Raw genomic sequence first — 22,331 nt, 5'->3', positions numbered from 1 at the left:
TATTAAGACGTTTCTTGTAATAGTGGCATGCGGATCGGCGGACCGTCCAACCATTTGGCACGTGTCCACCGATTGGCCGCTTCATTCGTCTGATAGCGTTTCACGACATACTAGAAAACCTAAATCATAGTGGAGATACTCAAATGGGACGTCAAAGGTATTTTGAAAACCTCGATGAGATGGCACTCGTCGGCCACGACGGCACTCGTCTGGATCGTCGGATGCTGGATCTCGATCGCGATCGCGCCGTGCGCCTTGCTCGGGACGTTCAGCAGGCCTGCGAAATGGAATCGGAACGACTCAAAGTCGGCCTACTTCACTCGGAAGGATTCGCACAACGACAGATCGCAACGGAAATTGGTAAAAATGCTTCGACTGTGTCTCGGCAACTGCCACGAACAATGCTGCTGCTGCGAGCGTCCATTACCGCCATGCTCTTGGACCAATGGCTGCGCTACCGCGACTGCTGCATGATTTCATTGCAGACCGCCCGGCCACTCGACTGGCAACAGGACCGTTATCTCGTCGCTATGCCGGGGCACCGTCGCACCACACTAATTCGTCCCCGCCGTGATTATGTCAATCGCATCCTGAGAAAGCAGCGGTCGTTGTTGGAACGTGCAGCTGACCTCGATGCCGACGACGGAGTTCCGTGTATGGCGGTGTGGCAAGAGTTGAGCACTTGTTGTTGGTGTATCGATTTCTCTTTGCTCTATGCTGACCGTGATCAAGCGATGAAGGCGGCCTGCGAGAATGACATCAATGCCATCTTTCATGTTGCCTCAGGCCGTCTTGACACGTTGTGATCGTGGCTAGGAATTGCTTCGTTTGTAGAGTAGCGGCCGGTCATCCCTAGCGGTGACCGGCCGTTTGTGTGCACCAGTCGGACATTTTCGCGGACTGGGGTGCAAGCACGTATGTCAATGCGAAGTCTCCGCCATCGCTGGATATGACACAGACACTGGGCTCTAAATCACAAACTCGGTGCGCGTCGTAAATCATCGCGAAAGCGGCTCCGTTCGACTACCCTAAATCGGCACGTCGTGGCTGGCACTCTCTTTCGTCGCTAGGCGGCGTTTGTCGTAGATTTGCGTGGTCGTGACGTGGCGGTGGCCGAGGAGTTCTTTGACCTTCATAATGTCCACCTTGGCGTCGAGCAGTAACGTCGCGGTCGTGGCACGCAGGGAGTGCGGCGTATAGACGCATCGAAATCTTGCGTTGGGATGATCAGATTCTGGTGGATGGCCGCCGGTATCGGTGACGGGCTGCATTGTCCCCGGTAATTGGCTCAGATATCCCTGAATGATGCGGTACATCGTCGCGGTGTGCATTGGGCGATTCGCCAGCTGACAGCTGCGGGAATTCAGACGGGGTCGAAACAGTGGGCCGTTGGAGATTCCGGCCGTGTCAACGTATTCGGTGATTGCTTCCGCTGCCGCAACGTGCAAACCGATCGTGCGGCGCTTGCCACCCTTTTCGTGCAGTCGAATTGTCGTTTCCTCTCGGTCACGATGGATGTCGCAGACCTTGAGACGACAACCGGTTCCGATGCGGGCTCCGCTATACAGGAAGAACTTCAAGATCGCCCGATCGCGATAGCCAATCAGGCTCTCCCCAATTGGCAATCCCATCAATTGCCGTGCCTGCCTGGCGCTGAGAGCCTTCGTTTCATACAGGGGATCGGTTCCCGATCGTCCGATAAACTGGGCGTGTGCGGGATTCGGCACGGTGATCGGCAACCGCAATTCTGCGGCCACTCCTTGCAGGAAGCGGTAGAACGACGAAAGGGACGAGATGCGGCGGCTAATGGTCTTGGGAGCATACTCTCCTTGGACCATTTCATCGCGCCAAGCCTGAATGTCGGCGACCGAAACTCGCAACAACATCGTCGACTCTTCGGGCCATCTTATGCCGCGGAACTCGATGAATGAGGCTACGTCCTGCCGATAGCTCCGCTTAGTGTGTGGGCTCGATCGACGGGCGATCCAGCGTTCGAAGATGTCGGCAATCGACAGATAGAATTCACCGACATTTCGCTCCACAGCGACTGTGGAGCGACCCGACAAGATGGGAGGCAGGTTGTCAAGTTGCGGGGTGGGGGATTGAGGCGTGCTGAGGGATCTGCTAGCGAACGGTTCTGACATTTTGTGATTGCTCACGTCTGATTCAATTCGGTGGTTGTCTTGTCGTGCCATACGTGATGCATGATAGAACCGATTATCATGCATGATCCATTGCGGAGATCGAAGATTGTGGCGGAATATATTCCGTCAAAAATCCCCCTCCTACCGAAACACGATGCCCCGCATTGTTATCGTTTCGCGACCACAAGTGCGACAACGACATCAGTTCGGCAAGATGTCAATTCTGGAGATCGACGGCAAAACGATGGGAGTTGGCCAATCGCCCAACACGAACCGCCCCGCGACGACGAAGAATTGATCCTTTATGGGACAATTACCGCCTAGTCCAGCAAACTGGGAATTCCGGCGTACATGTTTGAAGAACGCGTAATGCATATCGTCGGTCTGTCCGCCCGAGCAGCGAACGGGGAGATTGTGGATCGCACTTGCTATGCCAAAGATGACGTGCTCTGCGTTGGTGCTGACCTGTTAATGCGATCACAACATTGAACATGAGCAGCCAGTGGCGGCCGGTTTGAATGTTCGGAGCCTGCGAGAAAGCGGGAAGACTACTTCGCATCAACATCCAGGACATGGCCCCAGGCCTGTTCGAGTAGGTGCCGGCGACTGGAATCTCGTCTCGGGTGAAGCTGTTGGAGCGTATGAACTGATCGGCGTCCTTGTACGTCCGCTGCGGGACGACCCAATGGAACGTGCCGCTTGAGATACACTCAAGAATACAACAATTGACAATTGCTCTTCGAACGGCTGCGGCCCAGCAGGCCCTAACTGCGGCGGCGACGAATTATATTCTTAGAGAGAATCGCGCCGCGTGCGCTCCGGCTCTCCTCTCCCCCATCCGTCCGGCACCGGCGTGAATGTCCGAAGAATTCAACGTGGGCGGCGGCCTGCCAATATCACGCGATGTCGCGGCGCTGCTTTCGCTGAAAGGGCAGTTTGATGTACCAGCCGGAATCCTTTGAAGGAAACCTGAACCGTCCAATCAATTTGGGCCACGAGTTACGAGGTTACGAACGGGGTATCGCGGCAATACGCTCGCTAGCAACTTTTGCAATACCAAGGCGCCAGGCCGCTGCAAACTTGCGGCGAAATCCCATAAACAGCATTGGCTACGAAATTGTTCGTCGCATGCTTAAACCTGTTTTTGAAGAACACGCAGCGATTATTGATACAGTTCAGATCTACGTATGTGACAAGCCGGCATTGAGTTTTCCACTACTTCCGGTCGCGTTCATCCGTTAGTCGCCGGAACAACAACGGGTCAGTTAACTCCGGTGTGCCGCGACTTTTTTTTGCGAGCGCATACCAGCAGGCGCATCGGTGGGCTTGTTGTCAACAAAGCGCATGATCAACTTGATGTCATGTCCGGTCTGCTCAAATATTTCGCCGATCAAAGTCACCCCTAGGCGTGCAGCGAGCTTACGTATTTCTAGCGGGAGATTCAGGTCAGAAATAGGCCGATTGAGAAGGGCTCGCTCTTGCGGCGACAATGCAAGATACGGATTCATATTCGCACGTGAGTCTGCCGCTGGCCCAGGTTCGCTAGAATCATGGCTTGAGAACAACGAGGAGAGTTCCGATAAACGCTTTTCAGCCTCACTGAGCCTGGGCTCTTCATTGGGCGATAACTGGCCAGAATTTCGAACTGCGATGAGTAGATTACGTGCACGCTCCAAGACGGATATTTGTTCTTGAGTATCTTTAGCTTCTTCAAACCGATCGTATAACTCGATCTCGGCAATGCGAAGGGGAAGCAATCCCTCCTCTGCGAACTCAGGTTCCGGTTCGGGTGTGCTAACTCCCATCACTTGTCGCAGTTCTTCGCGGTGAGCGTGCAACTCGCGGCGCAGGAGATCAACACGGTCCGGGTAAATCCGATAAAGTTTGGCAGGGCGACCGCGTCCTTGCGAAATAGTACCACAGCCGTCAAACAGATCACTCGACCGACTTATGATTTTCTGGACATGCTGTTCGGAAACAAGCGATTGCGCCGCTAGATCGCGCACTGTAAAAGTGTTCAGATCAATAGCTGTCGACAACACTTTGTATCGATCGAAGCCTTGTATTAGCATGTTCAAATTCAATTGTCGCAGCGGGGAGTCAAATTGATTAAGCAGGAAGCATTCTCGTCAATTGTTGGACACCTGTCAAACAAAATCGTCTTCCACTTACGCCGTTCTTTACTTTTTTATCCAAGAAAACCATCCAGAAATGCGCCTATGTCATTGGTGAGCAGGTACTTGCGCACCAAAGTCAACATCACCTTAGCGGTTGCAGTATGCCCTCCTACCAAGGCAGAATACACCGCCGTGACGAATTCCTGCCGCTTTTGAACTATACCACCTCGAAGGTTCAAGGCAAACGATATTTTCAGCCACGCCTCCTCGGCAACGAATCCGGTTTCATGATCGCGCAAGAATCTGAAAAACATTTGAGCAGCCGAAACTCCAAGTCGAATCATCTCTCGTGTGCGAGCCTGTGAGTTGTGGGCAGCCGGCGATTGCTCCGGTATTTGTCCGATCTGAGGGACACGTCGCTCCCTATGGACCTCAAAACCCCATTCGCGGTGGTCGTCTTGCAAGTATGGGATGCTAGCTGCATATCTTTGAACAGTGCTCTCAAAAAGGTGCCACGCAACGGCGTCCATCCAACCCTCGGCAAACGAATCGTCCGCACGAGTACTTGCAATGTCATTTCGTGAAGTTGCCAAATCAGCATCAGCGCCTTGCCATGCGTGGCAAACTAATTCGTGAAAGAATAAGTAGGGAACGGCAAGAAAACTCGCCGCATCGATCAGCCCCGGATCTAACAGAAGTCGCACTTCCGTGATCCGTTGCTCGGAACTGTCTCGATAACGGGCAGCAGCATTCGCATTTTCACAAAACCTAAATGGAGCCTTTGCCGTGAGCAATTCCGTCGAAAGAACGACGCTAACATCATCTAAAACATCCGCTCCAGGACATAGTTCTTTGTATTTGTCCAACACCGCTTCTCGAATAAAATCAAACTGTTCCTTGAAAGGATGGAGGCACGCGCCACCATGGACGACGATTTCGTCATCAACGGGGCAGTATCCGGTACAGATCGTGTCAGATCCCGAACAATCCCGGCAGGATATTTCAGCCAGTTTTCCATTGACGGCGGCCTCGATCTGGTCGAGATAATCGCCATTTGGCATGTCACCAGCAACAGCCCTAACCTTCGGCTGGAGCATTGGAATCAGACCATGAATGAAAGCATCGAGCGATGTGTCTTGATGTTTCGGAGATTCATAAGTCACTTTTTCCGCCAAGTCCATTCGGAGATTGGCAAACGCATGCGCCCCGTTGGAGAACGAAACGCCTCGCTGCCATGGTCGCATTGCTTCAAAGATGCGAACACGGCCACAGAGGGTTTTGCGATGTTGCAGCGGAAGGTGTTCCGGAACACTCATCTAGGAAGCCTGTAACAGCCGGAGTGGCATCGTGGAGGGATTACTTGGGTTCAAATTTCTTAAACCAACGGACGAGTTCAGGTAGGATAAAATTGTCCCACACGCTCGTGCAAACATGCACAGCTACAGGGCCAACAACGTGTTCCACCAAAGGTGGTCCGAGAGTGACAAGGATGAGAATTGTGCCGGGTTCTAGGCCGGCACCATCATTTTGAATTGAAATCAACGATGTTATAGATAGATCTGTGTCGTCGGAGCATGCGAGTTGGTCTCGAATTTTATCAAACTCTTGAAGGAGCTTGGCGTCATTTTTACTGACTGCTTGACGCGTAGCGTCGTCTGTTGCCAGCTTTTCCATCAGTGCCGCCACGCGATCAGCGACTTGCGATTCAATTAGTTCAGCAGCATCTCCCTCGACAGCGTACACTCGATTTTCTGTCATGATGAACAATTCCTATATCGTCTGGAGGATATGGGGATTCACGTTAATGTCGGGTAGAATTTCAACATGCCGTCCAATGACGCACCCCGCATAATAACATACCTTCCAGTCGGCACAAGCACCTAAATTGTAGCCAAATGGTGAATCGGATTCCGATTCTTTCAAATGGAGCAATTGGCGTTTTAGGTATTGGACTGCCGAATCAAAACATTTTGCAAAGTTCTTTGATTGATCATCAAACACTGAAAACAGCCTCCACGCGTGGTGGAGGCTGAGCTGAGAATCGGCTCTGCTAACTGTGGCCGTAAAACCTTCGAAAAAAATTCCTAAAACGTCAGCCGACGTTCACGTCCTGAATTTCATACGTGTCGTCGCTGCGGTCGAAGTAGCGGCGGATGGCAGTTTCCCGGTCGTCGGGAAGCGGTTCCTCGCCGAATTCCGACTCCCACCATTATTTGACGTGATCGTACAGTCCCAATCTGGTCGATTCGTAGGTCTTCCAGACGGTCAGTTTTGGTGAACTTTCGGTGTGGATCGTCAGAATCCACACCACGAGTTCTCCTCGATCACCGGTCTCGCCTTCGCTTGCCGGGTCCGCCTCGCAAATCTTACCCAGCTCAATGAGCTTTTCTCGTGCCGCCTCATCGGTCGGATACCGTGCACAGAGATCACAACGTTCGACTTTCGCATCCGCTGCGATCTTGCCGTTTTCCACGTGAGCCAGAATGCCGGGAACTCCCGAATGGAAATGTCCCGGTTTTTCGCACTCACAAAGCTCTCCTTGCTCCGATAACGGAAGCAACGGTTCGAGTCCAGCATCCTTCCTGGCAGCCTGCCACTGCTCGTCCCCTGCCTGCAGGCCCACGCAAACGGTGGGTCGAGTGGGATGGATTTCGCAGTGATTGTCGCCATTCAGAAACGGACAGTGACAGCCGGCAGCGACTATCATCGCTTTGCCTGGCTCTTCCAAATCTGTTAGCGCCTCGTCGAGTGTCCATCCGGCGCGGTGCCGGTCGGCTTCGAGGAGTCGCGGCTCACGGGAGAGATCGAGCCAGTCGGCTTCGACGATCAATCCGCCCTGACAGCATGCGCCGCACTTGTCGCACTCATACGTTTCATTCATATCGTCCTTTCGTAAATGGAAATTAGGAAATGGTAACCGGGGACTCCGCTTAGATGTCCCACGGTTTGGCTTCGGCCAGTGCCGTCAGGCAACCGGCCACGGCCACGGCGCGATTCCAGCGGTCCGACATGGTCAGACCGGGAATCGTCTGCGGCGGAAAGCCTCCGCGATCGAGCCAATCAAGCAACGCAGCGGCAGACTCACAGAGTCCTTTCCCGTCGCGGGCCTGATGGGCGTCCAACAGATTTTTCCAAGCGGCTTGAGGATCCATGACAACGGCTCCTTTCGGCGTTAAATTGCCAGTGCAAGCAGTGACGCCACTTTGGCGTCGGCTTCCGCGCGGTCGCCAGCGTAGGTCGCCTTCTGTGTGAGGCGTGTGAGGGCGTCCACGACCGCAAAGATCGTAAATGCGCCCCGCTCCTCGGCGATTTCCAATGCGGTTTTGGCCAGTCCACGGGGGATACCCCGCTTGGACAGTTCCTTCAGGACCTGATCGGCATCGTCGCCGAGCTTCTCCGTCATCGCTTTGGAGAGCACGCGGACGAAACTGTCGCGGCGCTCGTCCCGCTTGTTGGCGAGACTTTCGATGATGCGGCGAATTTCGCCCAGTCCGTCATGGACCTTGGCCGTGTGCTTGCGTGAGAAATCCACGACTTCAACCGCATCCCAAACCAGATGATTGGCACAGACGCTTTGAAACCAAAACGTCTGTATACCGAGTGAACGACGCCCGACTTCGGAATTCCATAAAAAGAATCCCGGCGCGAACGCTTCCCCCTCGATCTCGGCCCAACCGGTCGGATCGATGAGGAACACGAACATGTCCTGTTCGCCGCAATAGAGTCCCGTTCCACCGCCGACAGCGGTCTGCGGTGGCTGGAAGTCAGTGGCGAACTCATCGATCACACCGAGCAGATCGGCATTCCACAGCCGCGTGTAGGAAATGCCGTGCAGGGAACGAACTATCCCGTCCTGCTGCAGGCACTGCATCGGCTTGGCCGAGCCTGGCAGCGTTTCACGAAACGCTTTACAAGCCGTCTCGGCTGAGAGCCGGTTGACCGTTTCTTTTGAGACACTCGCCATCCGGCAAAGCTGCGTGAACGACCAGTCGTTGAGCCGATTGCGGCTGCCGTCCTCCAGTGTGACCTGAATGACGCCCTCTGAAGTGGTAGGCTCCAGTGACTGCGGCTGCTGCCAGAGTTCCCGCGATGAATCGCGAAGCGACCGGCAGTGGGTCCGCAAGTCCGACAGCGTGGCAAACGTCTCGTCGGGGGTGCGGCGAAAGAGTTCCTGATGGGCTTTCGTCAAATTCGTCATAGTGACACCTTCTTTCCGTGTGCTTGATGAATAGAGTCTGTGATGAAAAGGACCGATTCTCAGCAGTCCCCTGTCTCAACGAGAGACAAAGGCGGAAGAGGGTGCCGAAGTTTCAGTGCCCGCGCAAGCACAATGCGCAGAAAAACACTCCCGATCACAGCTGAAAATGAATCCAGTGCGGTCCGGGAGTGTCGGGTCAATTCTGCCGATCAGGTGTTTCAGCTTTTTTTGACTTGCTCGCCGTCCTTGGGTTTGCCGCTGCTTGACTGTTTGGGCTTGGTTTCCTTTGACTGGCCCGGTTTGTGGGTGCCGCCGTTGGTCATGTCTCACCTCCTTCTGTTTCCAAAGCATGTTCGCATCGCCGAATAGTAGTCCATTTTGGACTATTCCAAAACGGACTCTATCATCGCGGCCCACATTCTTCAAGGGTTGCCATGGAAAAGTCAGTTTTCACCCGCGAATACACGGCCCTGCTTAGTCTGCTGAGGGAGACCCGGCAGGCGGCCGACGTGACGCAAATCGAACTTGCCGAGAAGCTCGGCCAGACTCAGTCTTTTGTCAGCAAAGTCGAGCGGGGTGAACGGCGGCTGGATGTCATCCAGTTGCGGACGATCTGCAATGTTTTGGGCACGTCACTTCCGGCCTTCGTCGGGAAACTTGAGAAGCGTCTGAAATCCAAGAACCAGACGCGATGATACGGTTTTGCTCGGATCAGTCGCGATCGGTGTCATCCGGATCGACCTTCCGAGCACCAGCAACCGATTCCGTTCCCAAAAGTCGCTCGACGCGCGTGTAATATTTGTGCAATGCATCCCGCGACGCCATCCAGAGTATCGATTCCAGCACGATGAGACCGGCTTCGGTCCAGACCGGCGGAGGTGAGTCGAAGCCGAAGGCTAACCGGTGAGACACGTAAACGAACGCCACAGCGATGAACATCGCGGAGTAGCATTTGTAATACTTGTAATGGAGTTCGTTGAGCACGTCGTAGGCGGCCACGCTCTCACGTAATCTCGCGAAATCCCACGCCGGCTCGCTGATGCCGGTGCGGTGGTGCAGCCTGTCGATTACGGCCCAGCGGACGGTGCCGACGATCAGCCCCGCCGCAAGCGAACCAATCGTCACATACAGAAATCCGCCCACCGTCGGCGCGCCGACCGGCGACGCACCCAGCCACGCACGTAATGTTTCCGAGAAGAAACTTGCGCCCCACAGCGTCGTGAAACCGGGAATCAGGTACGCGATCAGGATGCCGAAGTTTTTCTGCGAGATGGAATTCAAGGCGGAGTGACTCTGCCACGAAGTGAATGTTTCGTCAAATGGTTGCTGCGAGAAGTGAATAGACAAGATCCGTTGCAAATATGACTGGACGGTGAGTTTCTGGTGCTCTTCAGAGTGGTTCAGATTCGGCCTCTGAAGAGAAATCAGCCTCAGCGTCAGCCGGCTAAGTCTTGCCAGCGATCGGCCTGAAGCTCTTCCGCAGGCTCGACAGCAAAGTCGAGAATACCGAATATCTGCTGAAGCTCTTCTTCGGTGATCGACGTGTGGACGTTGATCTGCGGTCTCTGGTGGTCCCCTTTTCCGAGAGTCCGCAGATACATCGCCTGTCGAATGTGACGGCGGGCCGCATCAATCCTCTCTGCGGAATCCGGCCAGTCGCGGATGAGCTCGGCGTCTGCGATCAAACGTTCTACATGGTGCTGCCGAAGTAAGTTGAGGAGTTTCTCAGACAAAGGATCGGAGACTACCCTCTCCGCAAACTTCTGGCAAACGAGACGGCTTGCCGTGTGTTCTAAACTCTATTCCTTTGAGTCTCGCGAATTTGCAGACGAGAGCGAATCGACGTCCTCTCACTTGATCGCGTCGAATTCAGCAGCCTTCATAAATCGCCGTGCGCCATGGCGGATTGTCAGAACAAACACCCGCTGCTCACGGATCGTGAACAGCACGCGATAGTGGCCGTGCAACAGTTGCCGCACGTTGTGCGGCGACTCGTCGTTCTCAGGAGCCAAACCGCACGCCTCGGGCATCGTGCGAAGAGCATTCATTCTCTCTTGCAGCTTCTGCCGCCAGCGGGTCGCGTCGCGGGGAGAATCGGCCTGGATATAAGCGACGATCTCGTCGATGTCGCGACGGGCACGGGCGGAGAACTCAACCGTGTACGCCATATTTCTCGTCGAGTTCCAAGAAAACCTGCTCCATCGGCACGGTGTGGCCGGCTTCGATATCGGCCATCGCTTCGTCGATCGCCCGAAGTGAGTCGGCCATTTCCTCATCGGAGCCGACGCCCATCATTTCGCGATAGACCTGCATAGACATCACAATCACCTTGCCGTCCGGCCCTTCGGCCTGAACGAATCCATGGTGTTCGCTGAGTGCCTGATTGATTTCGTCGTTGATGCGAGGAGTCATGTTGACAGTATACCACAGGTTGGACTTTCACCGCCAGAGTTTTACAAACGGACAATACAATGGCCGAAGATCTGGCTGTCAACCGTGCGGATCACTCATGTGACCGCACGACATGCATCTTACTCCATTCCATGGGCCGTAGCTTCTACAGGTTGGGCACATCCATGAAATGTGTGGTGACGGTCCAGACGGAACAATCCCTCCTAATCTTCCATCGGTAACAACAACGTATCCGGAACCTTCGCTCGCAATGGTCCAGCGATCTGGATCGAAATGGATACTAATTTCCTCTTCGAGAACAACGGTATCCACGTCATCAATGTGGCGCAATTCACAGAAGACTTCTTGCAGGTCGTCCAGTGAAATTGTCTCTTTTTCAAGTGCAACAAATACTTTGGCAAACACTTTGTCTTTTTCGACGTTGGCTGAGATAGATCGAGCCGATTTCGCAACTGCTTCAGCTTTCTTAGCAAGGCGATCCAGTATCAGTTTGAGGCCAGGAACGTATTCGAAGATCTTGTTGGATTTGGTTTGATTACAACGCACATGGCTTGGAAGCCAGTTTCCAAACCAGTTAATCCGGAAATCGTTCGGCAGCCCATACTGTTGCAGGACATTTGCGAGGTCGTCGACGGAGTCGAGGAGCGATTCTGGGATGACGTGGTCAACCGAGCATTCACCAAGTCGCAATGGTTCTAAACAAATCCAGCAGCGTTTGTCGTGAAGTAACCAAATAGCGTATGTTTCGGCGTTATTAAAGTCGTATTTGCTCATTGGGACATCATGCCGAATTTGCTAGCCACAAATGAGGTCGTACTCTCAGAGGGACGACCAGCGCAACGGAACACTTCTGTTAGTCTAACCGCTGAATGGCACAAATTGTAGTCGTTCCGGATCGCAGGAATCCGCACCGGGATTTGCCCTACGAGGGGCGAAGCCCGTGGTTTTTTAGCAATGCAATGATGTCCGTTCCCGCTCGGTTTCGTTCAAAATCAATCAACGGCTTAATCGCGGCGCCACGTAACTGGTCGGTTAATTCTAGACCAAACTTGTCCTTTGGCAGGTGCCGACCACAGAACTGCGACCAATGGTTTTTGAATATCTCGATGCTCTTCCGCTGACTATACACGTCTGCAAAGCCGATTCGCCTCGTGTCATCGTACGCTGTTTGTGCTGCCTGAAACACGTGCGGGTGGTGATCACGGTACACCGTCAAATACGGCTTCGAAACTTGCTGGAAGAAGAACCACGTAAATAATCGCGGAAAATGTGCAAATTCGGCATGTGGGTCGAGCACTTGCGATTTCATTTCATCCAGCTTTGACCTCATTTGTCCGTCCCAATGAGGCCAATAAAGCGCCATGTTGAGACGGTAGTTCTCCATCCTTCGGAAGATCTCGGGATGCTGTAATTCATTCGAAAGGATTTGATTGACGGAGATCGGCAGTCTTGCAGAGATTTTGTGATATCCCTCTTCCACAAGGATCCCATGGAGCAACTCGTGTACAATCGAGTGATTGACACGTGATGAAAACTCATCAATGAAGATGTGAATCGCGATGCTCCAGGCACAATAAAAACTCTCAGGGACGCCTGGGACCAGTGAGCGCGAGTGCAAATAAATCTTTCTTGAAGTGACCCGACGCAGGTCCTGGAGAGCGGCAGCGACCGCGTCATTCCGTGAGTAGTCATTCCAGTTTAATTGAGGTATATCTAAGGGTTCCACTTTCTTCTCCGTTCGTGCGCTGTCGAAGTCAGCTTCCGATATTACAAAGTTGAGAGCACCGATGAAACGTGATGCTCCACCGTATATACTGACGTGGAAAATCGGCGTCTGGACTGCTCCCGAACGATTACTCCCCTCTCCGCGTTTTCGACTACGCCTGGCTCGATCGTCTCCATAGAGAATGCCGGACGGGACACACCGTCAATCATCAACCGCACATACGCTCTATATTTCGGCAGCGCGATCAGATCGGACGCGGTCACATTCCCACCCAGTTGCTCGGCCAGCACATCGGCATCGTTCGGACCCACGGCGAAGACCAGAAGGCTACCGACATTTCCCATCACGGCCTGCAGCGTCACGTCATCCACCTGATCCAGAAACTGCGTCGCCAGACAGAGCCCCAGCTTGAATTTGCGGGCCTCGCTGAGGATCGACGCGAAGCTGGAGGTCGCCACGTTGTGGAACTCGTCGACGTACAGATAGAACGGGCGTCGGTCGGCTTCCGGAATGTCCGCCCGGCTCATCGCCGCCAGCTGCAACTGCGTGACGATTAGCGATCCCAGAAACGACGAAGTCCGCTCGCCGAGTTTCCCTTTGGAGAGGTTCACGATCAAAATCCTGCCGGCATCCATCGCCTCACGAAAAATCACCCGCGTGCGGGGCTGCGCCACAATGTTGCGGATCACGGGGTTCGTGAGCAATTGACGCAGTTTGTTCTCCACCGACGCAAAGGGATCTTCCCCCCGAAGCCCCTGCAGTTTCGGAAAAGTCGTCTGCCACCAGTTGCAGACCACGGGATTCCCGACGCAGCTGAGAATCCCCGTCCGGAAACGATCATCCGGACCGAACATCCTGAGCACGTCCAACAGCGTGCAGTCACCGGCCAGCATCAGGGCCAGCACCGTGTTCCACAGAATATCTTCCAGCCTTGGCGTGTGATTGCCCGTCCCGAACACCTTGCGAAACGTGCTCACCATCCCGTCGCAGGCGAGATCAGCCATCGATGCATCCACGTCAAGCGGATTGATACTCACCGGATAAGCGAAATCCGCCGGATCGATCAGTATCACGTCATTCGTCCGAAAGCTGGGCACCGACGCCAACACACAGTCTGCGAGGTCCCCATGCGGATCGACCACCGCAACGCCATTCCCCGCACGCATGTCTGAGACAATCGCGTTGAAAAGAACGCTTGTCTTCCCATTCCCAGTTTTTCCACAGATAAACTGATGGCGTAACCGGTCCTCATTGCGGATCCCGAACCGGTCCCGCCGCTCCTGAAACGCTACCCGCCCCAATTCACAAATCGTTGGCTCCTTTTCCTTGAGGGGTAACCCGACCGGCGGTTCCAGCCGCCGCGAACGCGTCGCCTGCATCGACGTATCCCGCACACTTTTCGTCGGCAGATGCCAGATCGACGCGATTTCCTCGTCAGACAGCAAAAATCGGAACTTCCGGTCCCCTTTCGTCCGACTCGGGTTTTGCTTGATCTGGGAAGCCTGAAACACGCCAAATCGTGGCACCGTGAATTTGTTCAGAACGGCCGCCAATTCCTGTAACTTCAGATTTGCCGCAGTTTCGTGCTCGATTTTTGCTGATACACTGAGCACAAGTTCGACCTCAAACAGATGCTGGCCCAACTTATGTGCCGCCGCTTGCAGTTCCTTTTCACTGTCATGCATACGACTGGCGGTCTTGGAAAGCTCGTCGTCAAGGGGCCGTTCGTCGGTCCGCCCGGCAAAAAGATTCGCCAGACACCATGCAGCGAAGCGGTCGAACCTTCGGGGGCTGGCGGCCAGCATTGCATAGCGACGGGCTATTGACCGGTGCGACCGAAAAAACGGGCGAGTCAGTCTGGCAACGGCGTTCTGCGCCCGTTCAACGCGTCGGCGCGATGCCGGAATCAGATTCAGTTCAATCATGGAACTGACCTGAGCGTCATCACTACCCAGTGCCTGAAGAATTCCGCCGACCGGATCATCGGCCTCATCTCCGGTTGCTTCATGAAACTGCTGATAGCGGAGTAGCGGAAACAGATCCGGCCGCAACCGCAGCCGCATCGTCCATGTCATCTGTCCCGACTGCGGAGCAAGCGCGTCATCGGTTAATTCATCGACCGTGCAGTCGGGATACTTCGCGCGAAACTGCCGCCGGACAGGCCCGCTCAAGTCCTCCGAAACGCGACAAAACAGGCCGGCTGATGAATCGTGTCGCGCGAAGATCAACGATACTGGCGTGCGTTTTGTCGACGCATGATGGATCGCCGCCAGAATCGAGCGGGTGTGCCTCGGACCGCGTTCGTTCTGTGGCGTGTCGCTGACGGAAAACAACATAGGGGCGGGATGATACCACAAAAGGCCCGCCGTCGAAGGTGCGTGGTTCGAAGAGCGGGCATTGCCCTGCTGTGGCCTCCTGTTCGCTCGGCAGTGAAGAACCAGTCCCTAGCGGGAGTGGCGAGCGAAAGCTCCAAACCGTCAGAGCGGCGGGCCTGCCGGCAGGGCGACACGATATCACACTCCCAGCGGACGAACCAGCGGCGCTTTCGGCGGTTCAATGCTAAAGATCGACTCGGCATGCGAGCGAAGCAATGCAATCCGCGCGTTGCGAGGATGCGCAAAGATTGGATCGAAGAACGGATTCTCACTCCGAAGAAAGTGCTCAAGTTGCACGACATAAAACGGGTGGAAATCGACGAACGGTTCGTTCTCCCTAATAACGCTGAGAATATTCTGCATCCGCTGTTTCGCTCCGGTCACGACAAACAATACACGGTACGAATAATCGCACGACCGCAGGTCAGCCAGATACCGGCAGATTTTCATCTCGATCGTGTCGGTGCTCTTGCGGGAGACAATCGTCTCGGTGCTGTTATCCAGTTCAATGCAGTACGTGAGTGATGTTACCGGCGGAATCACCAGTGTAAACCGCCGGTCCGGAAAGATTGGCCCGTGCTGTGTCTCCATCTTGTACGTGTTTTCGGGAAAGCTCTCGACAATCGGCAGGCCGAGCCTGTGAGCGGCAACGTGGGTCTTCACCGTGAACTGTGTCAAAAACTGTTGATGTTGGTGTCGACCGGGGCTGGTTTCCTGCAAATACCGTTTCGTCGGCGGTACCGCATCGTCATCACCGTGCAGAGTGCGGTACCCTTCAGGCGTCAATTTGTAATAAAGAGGTGACGCTCCACCGCTCGCGCTGGTCGTGGCGTACCGCCACGAACGCACCTGTCCTGCCGCCTCCAACCGCTTGAGCGTCCGCCGGACACGGTCCAGACTTCCGAACGGTCGTGAAAATGTCTCGCTGAGGGCCAGCAGATCCCGGTACTCCAGTGGGCAGAGGTCCAGCGCCGCCAGAATCTCGTCGTCGCGCTCGGTTTTCTGCCAACGGTGCGAACTGCTTGCCATCCGTTGGCTGGCAGTGTAACCTCCCCGCCTTTTGTTTGCTACCGACTTCCCCTTGCATGACCGAGCGAAAACGTGGCTACATCGACGTTGATGCCCTGCAGGAAGAACTTGCCGAGCAGGGTGACGTGGTCGAACGGATCGCCGGTTTTTACGGCGTCGAGACGGGACAACTGCACACAACGGCGAACGAGACCCGCATGGCCTGCCAATTCGCCTGCGGGAAAACCGAAGCGACCGGCGACCGTGCTATCTCCTTAAAAACGAGAGGCGACGCGACGCTCTGGCGCTGCTTTCACTACGGTTGCACTGTTCGAGGTAACGTCCTGACGCTCATGCACTGGATGAAGCACGACCGCCCACCAGCCGGCGACAGACTGCAGGGCCGCGAGTTTAAAGAGATGGCCGAAGACCTTAAAGCACTCGTGCGCGGCGAGCCTCGAACAACCAAAGCAGAATCACACAATGAACCGACGAGTACAAAAGACACAGCAGACAAATCGGCGTTCAATATCCCGCTGAAAGATTCAGAAAATGAACGCGCCCGCTCGCTCGTAAATCTCGATGAAAAGTTTGTAACCGATGTAGCAGAGATGAGTCCACAAGCCGCGTCGTACGTCCGCAGCCGGCCGTACATGACCCCCGAAATCATGCAGAAATTCCGTTGTGGTTATCTGCCTCAAGACGCCGGCAGCTTACTTCGCGGGCACTTCGTCTACGGTTGGGCCGATCAACACGGCGACATTCTCACCTGGTTCGGCCGGAATCTGAATTACGAAACACAGCACCGCAAATGGCGACGCGCCGGCGACAGCAGCAAGGAGCCAAACAAGTTCAAATTCGTGAAGGGCTTTCATCGGGGGCTGGTACTCTATGGCGAAAATGTCTTTCGGAGCGAAGCGAACGCTGAACAGGTTCGCGATATGGGCGTAATCGTCGTGGAGGGACCAAACGACGTGATCAATCTCAATGCACTCGGTGTACCGGCGGTCGCTGTCTGCAGCAATACGGTAACGGAAAAACAGGCTGACAAACTCGCGGCGCTTGCTTGCGAGTTCAGTAACGGGACTGTTTCCGTTATGTTCGATCTGGACCGACAGGGGGAGAACGGGGCTGGGCAGACTGTGCTGAAGCTGGCACAGCGATGCTGTGTGCGGTATGCATGGACAACCAGTCTAAGCGACGGCAGGTTCAGCGACCGGCAACCAGAAAGCGTGACCCCGGAAGAATGGGAAAAATTAATTTATACGGCCTTGACAGCTTAGTTAGTACATTCACGCGGCGCCGAATTCGGTATCGTAGAAGCACTCTCCGATGGCTCGATGGTGCAATTGATCACAACAAAGATCAGCCATCAACGATCAAAGAGAATACGGTATTGTCAAAGTCAACCACCTAAGCTATTTGGAGAACAGTCATGGCACGCTTGTTGAAGTTTGCATCGTGGAACGTCGAACAGTTCAAGAATAGCCAGGGACGCGCGGCTAGGATCGCCAATTTCCTAAACGGTACGGCTCACGCCCCGGATCTATTTGCAATCTTCGAGGTTACGGGCGATAAGGTCTTTGATGACTTCATTAGCCTTATCTCCAGTCACAATTTCTACGTAACGGAGGGTCTGCAGTTTCAAGAAACTCTGATTGGTGTACGCAAAGGGCTCACGGCTTTTGTCACTCAGCGCCATGCCTTCAAATCAAAGACACCAACGCTCAGGCCCGGAACTCTTGTAACCATGATTCTTGGCGGAGAGAGCTACTCCTTTCTCTTCCTTCATGTAAAGAGCCTGACGGATCCGCGGGGATGGGGGCTTCGCACAGATATGATGGAACACGCGATCAACCTGAAAAAAGCGCTCGACAAGCGTGTTGCAAATGGCGATGCCAACTTCGTTGTCGCCGGTGATCTCAATACCATGGGGCTAAATGTCCGAGACGGTGACAACGACCTTGATGGCGATGAGGAGATCCGGCGTCTCAAGCGGCGCTTTTCGCGTGTTAATATGTCGTTCTCAGTCAAGGATGAACCGCACACATGGTGGAGTGGTGGAAGACTCGGCCCTAGCAACCTCGACCATGTAATTGCCTCTGATCATTTGGACATTCGAGCTAAGAATGGAGCAACAATCAACGTGCTCGGCTGGCCCCAAGAAACAACTGTTGCCAAAAAGCGCAAGTGGCTAGACGACTTTTCCGATCATGCACTGCTTTACGGCGAACTTCACGATTGATTGGTGCGCAAGGACACACCACGCGCACGTTTCGAATCCTTACGGGCAACTGGCAAGGACACGCCCATCTTAGCATGCTGCGATGTTCAGGAAATCCACGTCGGACGATGAGGCCGGCGCAGTTTCGTGCTCGGGAGATGATCACCTAAGCGCCAGACAATTTCCGGCTTGGATGCTGTACAGCCAAGAGACTAAATTCGAACCTTCCAACGCCATTAAATGTCGTCCTTCACGACTATGGATAAAGATTCGACTTTGCGGCACACAAAATACGATTCGGACATGGTTTCGGGGATGTTGAGTGGTGACGCAGTAGCGCGGCCGACTCGAAACCGTGTTTATTTAACAATGCCATGAACCAGTTTTGCTTTGTTGAAAACTAATTTACGATGTTGGTGAACCGGCTAACGCCGCAGGGCGTACGCCAAGACTTTTAGGCCGGCTTCCACAAACAGGCTTTGGTCAGTCCTTGCGTTGAGTGCCGACCCCATCGTCCGCTGCAATCCGCTGAAAAATGATTCCACGATCCAACGCCGACCGTAACCGTTTTTCTTCAATCGCCGCTTCGTCATCTGCGAGCGATAGCGGCCATTCACGCCGCCGTCTTGGCGATGCACGGCCGGAGGGATCCAACTTTCCACGTTCCAGTCGTCGCGGCAGAATTCATGGACCCATTCCGCATCGTAGCCCTTGTCGGCAAACAGCCGTACCGGCTGCGTCACGTGATGCGTTTTGGCCAAGAGTGGCCGGGCTTCCCATTTGTCGTTGTACGGCCCCCAACTCACGACCAGACCGGCCGACAACATCGATCCGGCCAACACGCAAATTGAGAGTTTGACATACTTTTTCCGAGACTGACCACTGGGTGATTGATAATGAGCACTCATTGAGGAGGTTTCCAAACCGCTGGAATCGAGTGAGGCTTCCTCCGCATCGGGAGCAAATTCTCGCACGATTTCCGCCAGCATTTGATCAATGATCTCCAGCACGTGTGACCGATCGGCAAAGTACTTCAGCGTGGAATAATGCGGCAAGCGCATGAGCTCGATCCGTTCTCTCAGTTGGTCGGATGCGCCGAGGATTTCGATGATGCCGCGATAGGTCGTCTTCAAATAGGCTTTAAGAATCAGGATCGTCAGCAGTTGCGACTGCGTGAATTTGTGCGGGCTTTTGGGGTGCGAATAGGGTTGTAAGAACTTCGTAGACAGCCGCATCGGTAGCGAGGCGACTTCCAACAGCACGTTCATTTGATGGGGCTTGCTCGTGCGAAATACATTTAGCGCGCTGTCGCCAACAATTCAAGTGTTGTTTCCAACAGAGCAAAACTGGTTCTAGGAATCACAGCACGTAGTTGTGTCATAAAAGTTGGAGTAGCAGCAGACGGCGAGTTAAGGCGTAAGGCAATTTTGCGACACAAGATCGCAGGGCGAAGGACGCGCGGCGACAGTGAATCCCCCGGCAAGCCTCCTCAAACCGACGTTGAGCAGGATCGAAATGAGCCATGCAAAGGAAAAATGTTTAGATTTTACTTGAACCGTGCGCTAAGATAGTTGAAGATCGTCGTCAATCCGGCTGGCGTTACACTCCTAACAGTAGGGGATGATTATTGGTGATTTCAGGGGAACAACTCACACATTGCAAATACCTCTGAGGTGATTATGGCTAAGAAAAACCCAAACGCGTGCGCATACGCCCATATCGTGTTCTTTTCGTTACCCGATCGATCGCCTTCGGTGCGGCAGCGGTTCATTGATATGTGCGTGAAATACCTGGCAAACCATCCGGGGCAGGTTCATTTCTCGGTTGCGGATCGTGATGTGGAGATGACGCGTCCGGTCAGCGATCGCGATTTCGACATCGCGATGCACATGATCTTTAAGGACAAAGCATCGTACGATCAGTACGCCGAGGATGGGCGTCACGAGGAGTTCATCACCGTTGCCGGCAGCATTTCAAATCACCGGCGCGTGTTCGATTCATACATCGACATCGCGGTAGACAGCGATTGATTGACAGAATGAGACAAGCCCGTGGGGGTGTTGGCACGTCCGTGGGGCCCATCAGCGAGCAAGCACATGCACCAAGTTAACAAGATCGTTCGTGACCTTTCGCAATTGATCCGCGGCAATGTCGTGGATGCAGGTGAGGTAGAATACCAGTCCGCCGTCATGATCGACAACGGTCGGGTGCGACACAACCCGACGGTGGTGGTCGTGCCGGTCGATCACGATGATGTGGCGGTAACGGTGAAGTACGTCGCCGACTACAACCACTCGTCCGCGTGTCGGCTTCGCCTGACCGCACGTTGCGGCGGTCACGGCGCCTCAGGTTACTGCTTGAACACTGGCGGGATCGTCGTCGACATGCGCCGGCTCAACAACAAGGCGTTTGACCGCAAGTCGGGCCGACTAACCCTTGGAATGGGCAACATCTGGCGCGACGTTTACGACTATCTCGAGTTTGTCGCTCCAACGATGCTTCCGGTCGGCGGTGGCTGCCCGGGCGTGGGTATTGCCGGCTTTCTGCTGGGCGCGGGGTTTAGCTTCGTCTCACGCTCATACGGACTGGGGTCGGACAACATGAAGTCGCTGACCGTCGTCAAAGCCGACGGGACGATCGAGACGCTCGACAAGGACAACAACCCCGACCTGTTCTGGGCGATGCGCGGTGCCGGCGGCGGCAATTATGCACTCGCGGTCGAGACCGAGCTGGAAGCCCAACCGACCAAAGCGGAAGATATGATGGTCGGACAGATCATCTACCAGTTTGACCACATGGCGGACGTGCTTGCGTATTACAATGAGTGGATCGAAGAGAAGAACTTCCCACGCGAAATGGCGGTGTATGGTTACTTCGGCCATCAGCCCAATCCCCGGAACCCAAGCAGCAGCCACAAGGTGCTCACGCTTCGGCTGACGACGATTTTTAATGGCAACTTTGAAGACGGCATGGATTGCCTGATGCCGCTCTTGAGGCAGTTGCCACGGCCAGCTCTGGTGGATTTCCGTCGCATGACCCTGCCGGAGTGGGAAGACTTCATCGGTGCCGGTACCCAGGTCGAGGGACGCAGCGCGTATATCCGCTCGGTCATTTCCGAACCCAAGAGCATGACCCCAGATGTCGCCCATGTGTTCAAGAAACACATGATCCGCGCCCCGTCGGAAGACAGCTTTGTTGTCTGGACGCACCTGGGCGGCGCGGAAGAAGAAGACTTCAGTGAGGACGACGGTTGCTTTGCATTCCGCCACGCGCGATATGTGCCGGAGGTCAAAGCGATCTGGGATTCATCCAAGCCTGATGAGATGCGACGCAATGTTGAGTGGGCGTATGAGTTCTACGAAGAACTCGCTGACGCCTCGGGCGCGATCGGTGCGTATATGAACTACATCGACCCGCTGCTGGTCGACTGGCAGCAGAAGTACTACGGAAAGTATTACGACCGACTCGTTAAGATCAAAATGAAAGAAGACCCTAACGGATTCTTTGATTTTCAGCAGGGCATTGGATCGGATTTCAATCCATCGCCTCCAAAGCCAGGCGGTTCGCTCGATTTGAGTCCGCTGAAACGAACCTTCGCGTAAGAATAGACGGTGCGCGGCCCGCAGACGAGGGTACTTAAATGCCAACACTTTCGTTATTGCTTCAGCAATTCATTGACTTGTCCGTTGTCCTGACCGGGTTCGACGAGACAGAACTCCTGCTAACCGGCGTGGGGCAGGAATACTTCGACACTCTGGTCCGTGGCGCGGGGCAGACGAACGCCGATGGTCTACTCATCGCAGCGCAGTCGGCGGGACCCAACGAACAGGCAATCGAGCGGGCGATTTGGGATGACGACCGCTTCGGCCCGATGGCGCGCAGCATCGTCATAATGTGGTACGTCGGCAACTGGCATCCGCTTTCGGTGGATTGGCATGCAGCGTTTGCGCCACCGTCGCATTCGCCGCTGGAAGGGCATGTAATCTCGGCGAATGCGTATCGCGAGGGGTTGGTCTGGCCAAATATGGGCACGCATCCGCGTGGCGTGAAGCCCGCGGGTTTTGGCATGTGGCGCGCAGCGCCGGAGATGCCGGTGATCGAGTAAGTAGCAGTGGGGTGTGACAGTC

25 protein-coding genes are annotated in these 22,331 nt (G+C 54.6%); 9 read left to right on the top strand and 16 right to left on the bottom strand.

Features of this window, described 5'->3' with window-relative positions; all coding sequences use genetic code 11:
• Positions 1–143 precede the first annotated feature (143 nt).
• Positions 144–806 (top strand): helix-turn-helix domain-containing protein, encoded by a 663-nt coding sequence (locus Mal52_RS06480; RefSeq protein ID WP_145374894.1) that lies wholly within the window; start codon positions 144–146, stop codon positions 804–806.
• A 222-nt stretch (positions 807–1,028) separates the two neighbouring features.
• On the opposite strand, the gene Mal52_RS06475 is transcribed toward Mal52_RS06480, so the two are convergent.
• Positions 1,029–2,144 carry a tyrosine-type recombinase/integrase gene (locus tag Mal52_RS06475; protein WP_197534705.1) on the bottom strand — a complete coding sequence of 372 codons (1,116 nt, stop codon included), beginning with the start codon at positions 2,142–2,144 and terminating at the stop codon, positions 1,029–1,031.
• 78 nt (positions 2,145–2,222) lie between these two features.
• On the opposite strand from Mal52_RS06475, the gene Mal52_RS06470 reads away from it, so the two are divergent.
• Positions 2,223–2,468 carry a hypothetical protein gene (locus Mal52_RS06470; protein WP_145374892.1) on the top strand — a complete coding sequence of 82 codons (246 nt, stop codon included), beginning with the start codon at positions 2,223–2,225 and terminating at the stop codon, positions 2,466–2,468.
• A 615-nt stretch (positions 2,469–3,083) separates the two neighbouring features.
• Positions 3,084–3,386, top strand: a complete 303-nt coding sequence (locus Mal52_RS06465; RefSeq protein WP_145374891.1) for a hypothetical protein — start codon at positions 3,084–3,086, stop codon at positions 3,384–3,386.
• A 23-nt stretch (positions 3,387–3,409) separates the two neighbouring features.
• Here the strand turns inward: Mal52_RS06465 and Mal52_RS06460 are convergent, their stop codons facing one another.
• The 6 genes from Mal52_RS06460 to Mal52_RS06435 all read right to left on the bottom strand — a co-directional run bounded on the left by Mal52_RS06460 (position 3,410) and on the right by Mal52_RS06435 (position 8,459).
• On the bottom strand, positions 3,410–4,216 hold the full coding sequence (locus Mal52_RS06460) for a hypothetical protein (protein ID WP_145374890.1): 807 nt from the start codon (positions 4,214–4,216) through the stop codon (positions 3,410–3,412).
• A gap of 116 nt (positions 4,217–4,332) precedes the next feature.
• Positions 4,333–5,577, bottom strand: a complete 1,245-nt coding sequence (locus tag Mal52_RS06455) for a hypothetical protein (RefSeq protein WP_145374889.1) — start codon at positions 5,575–5,577, stop codon at positions 4,333–4,335.
• A gap of 40 nt (positions 5,578–5,617) precedes the next feature.
• The gene (locus tag Mal52_RS06450) at positions 5,618–6,019 is read right to left on the bottom strand and encodes a hypothetical protein (protein ID WP_145374888.1); all 402 of its coding nucleotides are present in this window, start codon (positions 6,017–6,019) and stop codon (positions 5,618–5,620) included.
• 451 nt (positions 6,020–6,470) lie between these two features.
• Positions 6,471–7,142 carry a YkgJ family cysteine cluster protein gene (locus Mal52_RS06445; RefSeq protein ID WP_145374887.1) on the bottom strand — a complete coding sequence of 224 codons (672 nt, stop codon included), beginning with the start codon at positions 7,140–7,142 and terminating at the stop codon, positions 6,471–6,473.
• Between the two features lie 49 nt (positions 7,143–7,191).
• Positions 7,192–7,413 (bottom strand): hypothetical protein, encoded by a 222-nt coding sequence (locus tag Mal52_RS06440; protein WP_145374886.1) that lies wholly within the window; start codon positions 7,411–7,413, stop codon positions 7,192–7,194.
• A 20-nt stretch (positions 7,414–7,433) separates the two neighbouring features.
• The gene (locus tag Mal52_RS06435; protein WP_145374885.1) at positions 7,434–8,459 is read right to left on the bottom strand and encodes a DUF932 domain-containing protein; all 1,026 of its coding nucleotides are present in this window, start codon (positions 8,457–8,459) and stop codon (positions 7,434–7,436) included.
• Positions 8,460–8,893: 434 nt separating this feature from the next.
• On the opposite strand from Mal52_RS06435, the gene Mal52_RS06430 reads away from it, so the two are divergent.
• Positions 8,894–9,154, top strand: a complete 261-nt coding sequence (locus Mal52_RS06430; protein WP_145374884.1) for a helix-turn-helix domain-containing protein — start codon at positions 8,894–8,896, stop codon at positions 9,152–9,154.
• A 16-nt stretch (positions 9,155–9,170) separates the two neighbouring features.
• Here Mal52_RS06430 and Mal52_RS06425 read toward each other — a convergent pair whose 3' ends face one another.
• The 8 genes from Mal52_RS06425 to Mal52_RS06395 form a co-directional block, all read right to left on the bottom strand.
• The gene (locus Mal52_RS06425) at positions 9,171–9,740 is read right to left on the bottom strand and encodes a hypothetical protein (protein WP_145374883.1); all 570 of its coding nucleotides are present in this window, start codon (positions 9,738–9,740) and stop codon (positions 9,171–9,173) included.
• Between the two features lie 155 nt (positions 9,741–9,895).
• Entirely contained in the window at positions 9,896–10,192 is a 297-nt protein-coding gene (locus Mal52_RS06420; protein ID WP_145374882.1) for a hypothetical protein, read from the bottom strand.
• A 117-nt stretch (positions 10,193–10,309) separates the two neighbouring features.
• The gene (locus Mal52_RS06415; protein ID WP_197534704.1) at positions 10,310–10,627 is read right to left on the bottom strand and encodes a type II toxin-antitoxin system RelE/ParE family toxin; all 318 of its coding nucleotides are present in this window, start codon (positions 10,625–10,627) and stop codon (positions 10,310–10,312) included.
• On the bottom strand, positions 10,611–10,871 hold the full coding sequence (locus tag Mal52_RS29620) for a hypothetical protein (RefSeq protein WP_197534703.1): 261 nt from the start codon (positions 10,869–10,871) through the stop codon (positions 10,611–10,613). The genes Mal52_RS06415 and Mal52_RS29620 overlap by 17 nt, the downstream gene beginning before the upstream one ends.
• A gap of 78 nt (positions 10,872–10,949) precedes the next feature.
• Positions 10,950–11,645 carry an HNH endonuclease gene (locus tag Mal52_RS06410; RefSeq protein WP_145374880.1) on the bottom strand — a complete coding sequence of 232 codons (696 nt, stop codon included), beginning with the start codon at positions 11,643–11,645 and terminating at the stop codon, positions 10,950–10,952.
• A 148-nt stretch (positions 11,646–11,793) separates the two neighbouring features.
• Positions 11,794–12,597: a hypothetical protein gene (locus Mal52_RS06405; RefSeq protein WP_145374879.1), complete on the bottom strand. Its 804-nt coding sequence runs from the start codon at positions 12,595–12,597 to the stop codon at positions 11,794–11,796.
• Positions 12,598–12,638: 41 nt separating this feature from the next.
• Complete coding sequence (locus Mal52_RS06400; protein WP_145374878.1) at positions 12,639–14,522, bottom strand: type IV secretory system conjugative DNA transfer family protein; 1,884 nt, start codon at positions 14,520–14,522, stop codon at positions 12,639–12,641.
• Positions 14,523–15,110: 588 nt separating this feature from the next.
• The gene (locus Mal52_RS06395; protein WP_145374877.1) at positions 15,111–16,001 is read right to left on the bottom strand and encodes a replication-relaxation family protein; all 891 of its coding nucleotides are present in this window, start codon (positions 15,999–16,001) and stop codon (positions 15,111–15,113) included.
• A gap of 197 nt (positions 16,002–16,198) precedes the next feature.
• Here Mal52_RS06395 and Mal52_RS06390 point away from each other — a divergent pair, with 197 nt between their 5' ends.
• The gene (locus tag Mal52_RS06390; protein ID WP_197534702.1) at positions 16,199–17,263 is read left to right on the top strand and encodes a toprim domain-containing protein; all 1,065 of its coding nucleotides are present in this window, start codon (positions 16,199–16,201) and stop codon (positions 17,261–17,263) included.
• A 152-nt stretch (positions 17,264–17,415) separates the two neighbouring features.
• Positions 17,416–18,225 (top strand): endonuclease/exonuclease/phosphatase family protein, encoded by an 810-nt coding sequence (locus Mal52_RS06385; protein WP_145374875.1) that lies wholly within the window; start codon positions 17,416–17,418, stop codon positions 18,223–18,225.
• Positions 18,226–18,629: 404 nt separating this feature from the next.
• On the opposite strand, the gene Mal52_RS06380 is transcribed toward Mal52_RS06385, so the two are convergent.
• Complete coding sequence (locus tag Mal52_RS06380; protein ID WP_145374874.1) at positions 18,630–19,472, bottom strand: transposase; 843 nt, start codon at positions 19,470–19,472, stop codon at positions 18,630–18,632.
• Between the two features lie 411 nt (positions 19,473–19,883).
• Here Mal52_RS06380 and Mal52_RS06375 point away from each other — a divergent pair, with 411 nt between their 5' ends.
• From Mal52_RS06375 to Mal52_RS06365, 3 genes are all read left to right on the top strand, one after another.
• Positions 19,884–20,234 carry a Dabb family protein gene (locus Mal52_RS06375; protein WP_145374873.1) on the top strand — a complete coding sequence of 117 codons (351 nt, stop codon included), beginning with the start codon at positions 19,884–19,886 and terminating at the stop codon, positions 20,232–20,234.
• Between the two features lie 66 nt (positions 20,235–20,300).
• Positions 20,301–21,806 (top strand): FAD-binding oxidoreductase, encoded by a 1,506-nt coding sequence (locus tag Mal52_RS06370; protein WP_145374872.1) that lies wholly within the window; start codon positions 20,301–20,303, stop codon positions 21,804–21,806.
• 38 nt (positions 21,807–21,844) lie between these two features.
• Positions 21,845–22,309, top strand: coding sequence for a hypothetical protein (locus Mal52_RS06365; protein WP_145374871.1), 465 nt, complete (start codon positions 21,845–21,847; stop codon positions 22,307–22,309).
• Positions 22,310–22,331: the final 22 nt, after the last annotated feature.

Source organism: Symmachiella dynata, assembly GCF_007747995.1.
GTDB classification, from domain to species: domain Bacteria; phylum Planctomycetota; class Planctomycetia; order Planctomycetales; family Planctomycetaceae; genus Symmachiella; species Symmachiella dynata.
The sequence above is the reverse complement of the archived record's forward strand: the minus strand, read 5'-3'. Positions and strand labels throughout refer to the sequence as shown.

What these genes read in the sequence shown, in the direction of transcription:
- Mal52_RS29620 (WP_197534703.1), bottom strand. Translation starts at nt 10,871, where the DNA reads ATGACTCCTCGCATCAACGACGAAATCAATCAGGCACTCAGCGAACAC.
- Mal52_RS06365 (WP_145374871.1), top strand. Translation starts at nt 21,845, where the DNA reads ATGCCAACACTTTCGTTATTGCTTCAGCAATTCATTGACTTGTCCGTT.
- Mal52_RS06445 (WP_145374887.1), bottom strand. Translation starts at nt 7,142, where the DNA reads ATGAATGAAACGTATGAGTGCGACAAGTGCGGCGCATGCTGTCAGGGC.
- Mal52_RS06460 (WP_145374890.1), bottom strand. Translation starts at nt 4,216, where the DNA reads ATGCTAATACAAGGCTTCGATCGATACAAAGTGTTGTCGACAGCTATT.
- Mal52_RS06475 (WP_197534705.1), bottom strand. Translation starts at nt 2,144, where the DNA reads ATGTCAGAACCGTTCGCTAGCAGATCCCTCAGCACGCCTCAATCCCCC.
- Mal52_RS06380 (WP_145374874.1), bottom strand. Translation starts at nt 19,472, where the DNA reads ATGAACGTGCTGTTGGAAGTCGCCTCGCTACCGATGCGGCTGTCTACG.
- Mal52_RS06370 (WP_145374872.1), top strand. Translation starts at nt 20,301, where the DNA reads ATGCACCAAGTTAACAAGATCGTTCGTGACCTTTCGCAATTGATCCGC.
- Mal52_RS06430 (WP_145374884.1), top strand. Translation starts at nt 8,894, where the DNA reads ATGGAAAAGTCAGTTTTCACCCGCGAATACACGGCCCTGCTTAGTCTG.
- Mal52_RS06450 (WP_145374888.1), bottom strand. Translation starts at nt 6,019, where the DNA reads ATGACAGAAAATCGAGTGTACGCTGTCGAGGGAGATGCTGCTGAACTA.
- Mal52_RS06440 (WP_145374886.1), bottom strand. Translation starts at nt 7,413, where the DNA reads ATGGATCCTCAAGCCGCTTGGAAAAATCTGTTGGACGCCCATCAGGCC.
- Mal52_RS06410 (WP_145374880.1), bottom strand. Translation starts at nt 11,645, where the DNA reads ATGAGCAAATACGACTTTAATAACGCCGAAACATACGCTATTTGGTTA.
- Mal52_RS06435 (WP_145374885.1), bottom strand. Translation starts at nt 8,459, where the DNA reads ATGACGAATTTGACGAAAGCCCATCAGGAACTCTTTCGCCGCACCCCC.
- Mal52_RS06455 (WP_145374889.1), bottom strand. Translation starts at nt 5,577, where the DNA reads ATGAGTGTTCCGGAACACCTTCCGCTGCAACATCGCAAAACCCTCTGT.
- Mal52_RS06400 (WP_145374878.1), bottom strand. Translation starts at nt 14,522, where the DNA reads ATGATTGAACTGAATCTGATTCCGGCATCGCGCCGACGCGTTGAACGG.
- Mal52_RS06395 (WP_145374877.1), bottom strand. Translation starts at nt 16,001, where the DNA reads ATGGCAAGCAGTTCGCACCGTTGGCAGAAAACCGAGCGCGACGACGAG.
- Mal52_RS06385 (WP_145374875.1), top strand. Translation starts at nt 17,416, where the DNA reads ATGGCACGCTTGTTGAAGTTTGCATCGTGGAACGTCGAACAGTTCAAG.
- Mal52_RS06415 (WP_197534704.1), bottom strand. Translation starts at nt 10,627, where the DNA reads ATGGCGTACACGGTTGAGTTCTCCGCCCGTGCCCGTCGCGACATCGAC.
- Mal52_RS06465 (WP_145374891.1), top strand. Translation starts at nt 3,084, where the DNA reads ATGTACCAGCCGGAATCCTTTGAAGGAAACCTGAACCGTCCAATCAAT.
- Mal52_RS06375 (WP_145374873.1), top strand. Translation starts at nt 19,884, where the DNA reads ATGGCTAAGAAAAACCCAAACGCGTGCGCATACGCCCATATCGTGTTC.
- Mal52_RS06390 (WP_197534702.1), top strand. Translation starts at nt 16,199, where the DNA reads ATGGCCTGCCAATTCGCCTGCGGGAAAACCGAAGCGACCGGCGACCGT.
- Mal52_RS06470 (WP_145374892.1), top strand. Translation starts at nt 2,223, where the DNA reads ATGCATGATCCATTGCGGAGATCGAAGATTGTGGCGGAATATATTCCG.
- Mal52_RS06480 (WP_145374894.1), top strand. Translation starts at nt 144, where the DNA reads ATGGGACGTCAAAGGTATTTTGAAAACCTCGATGAGATGGCACTCGTC.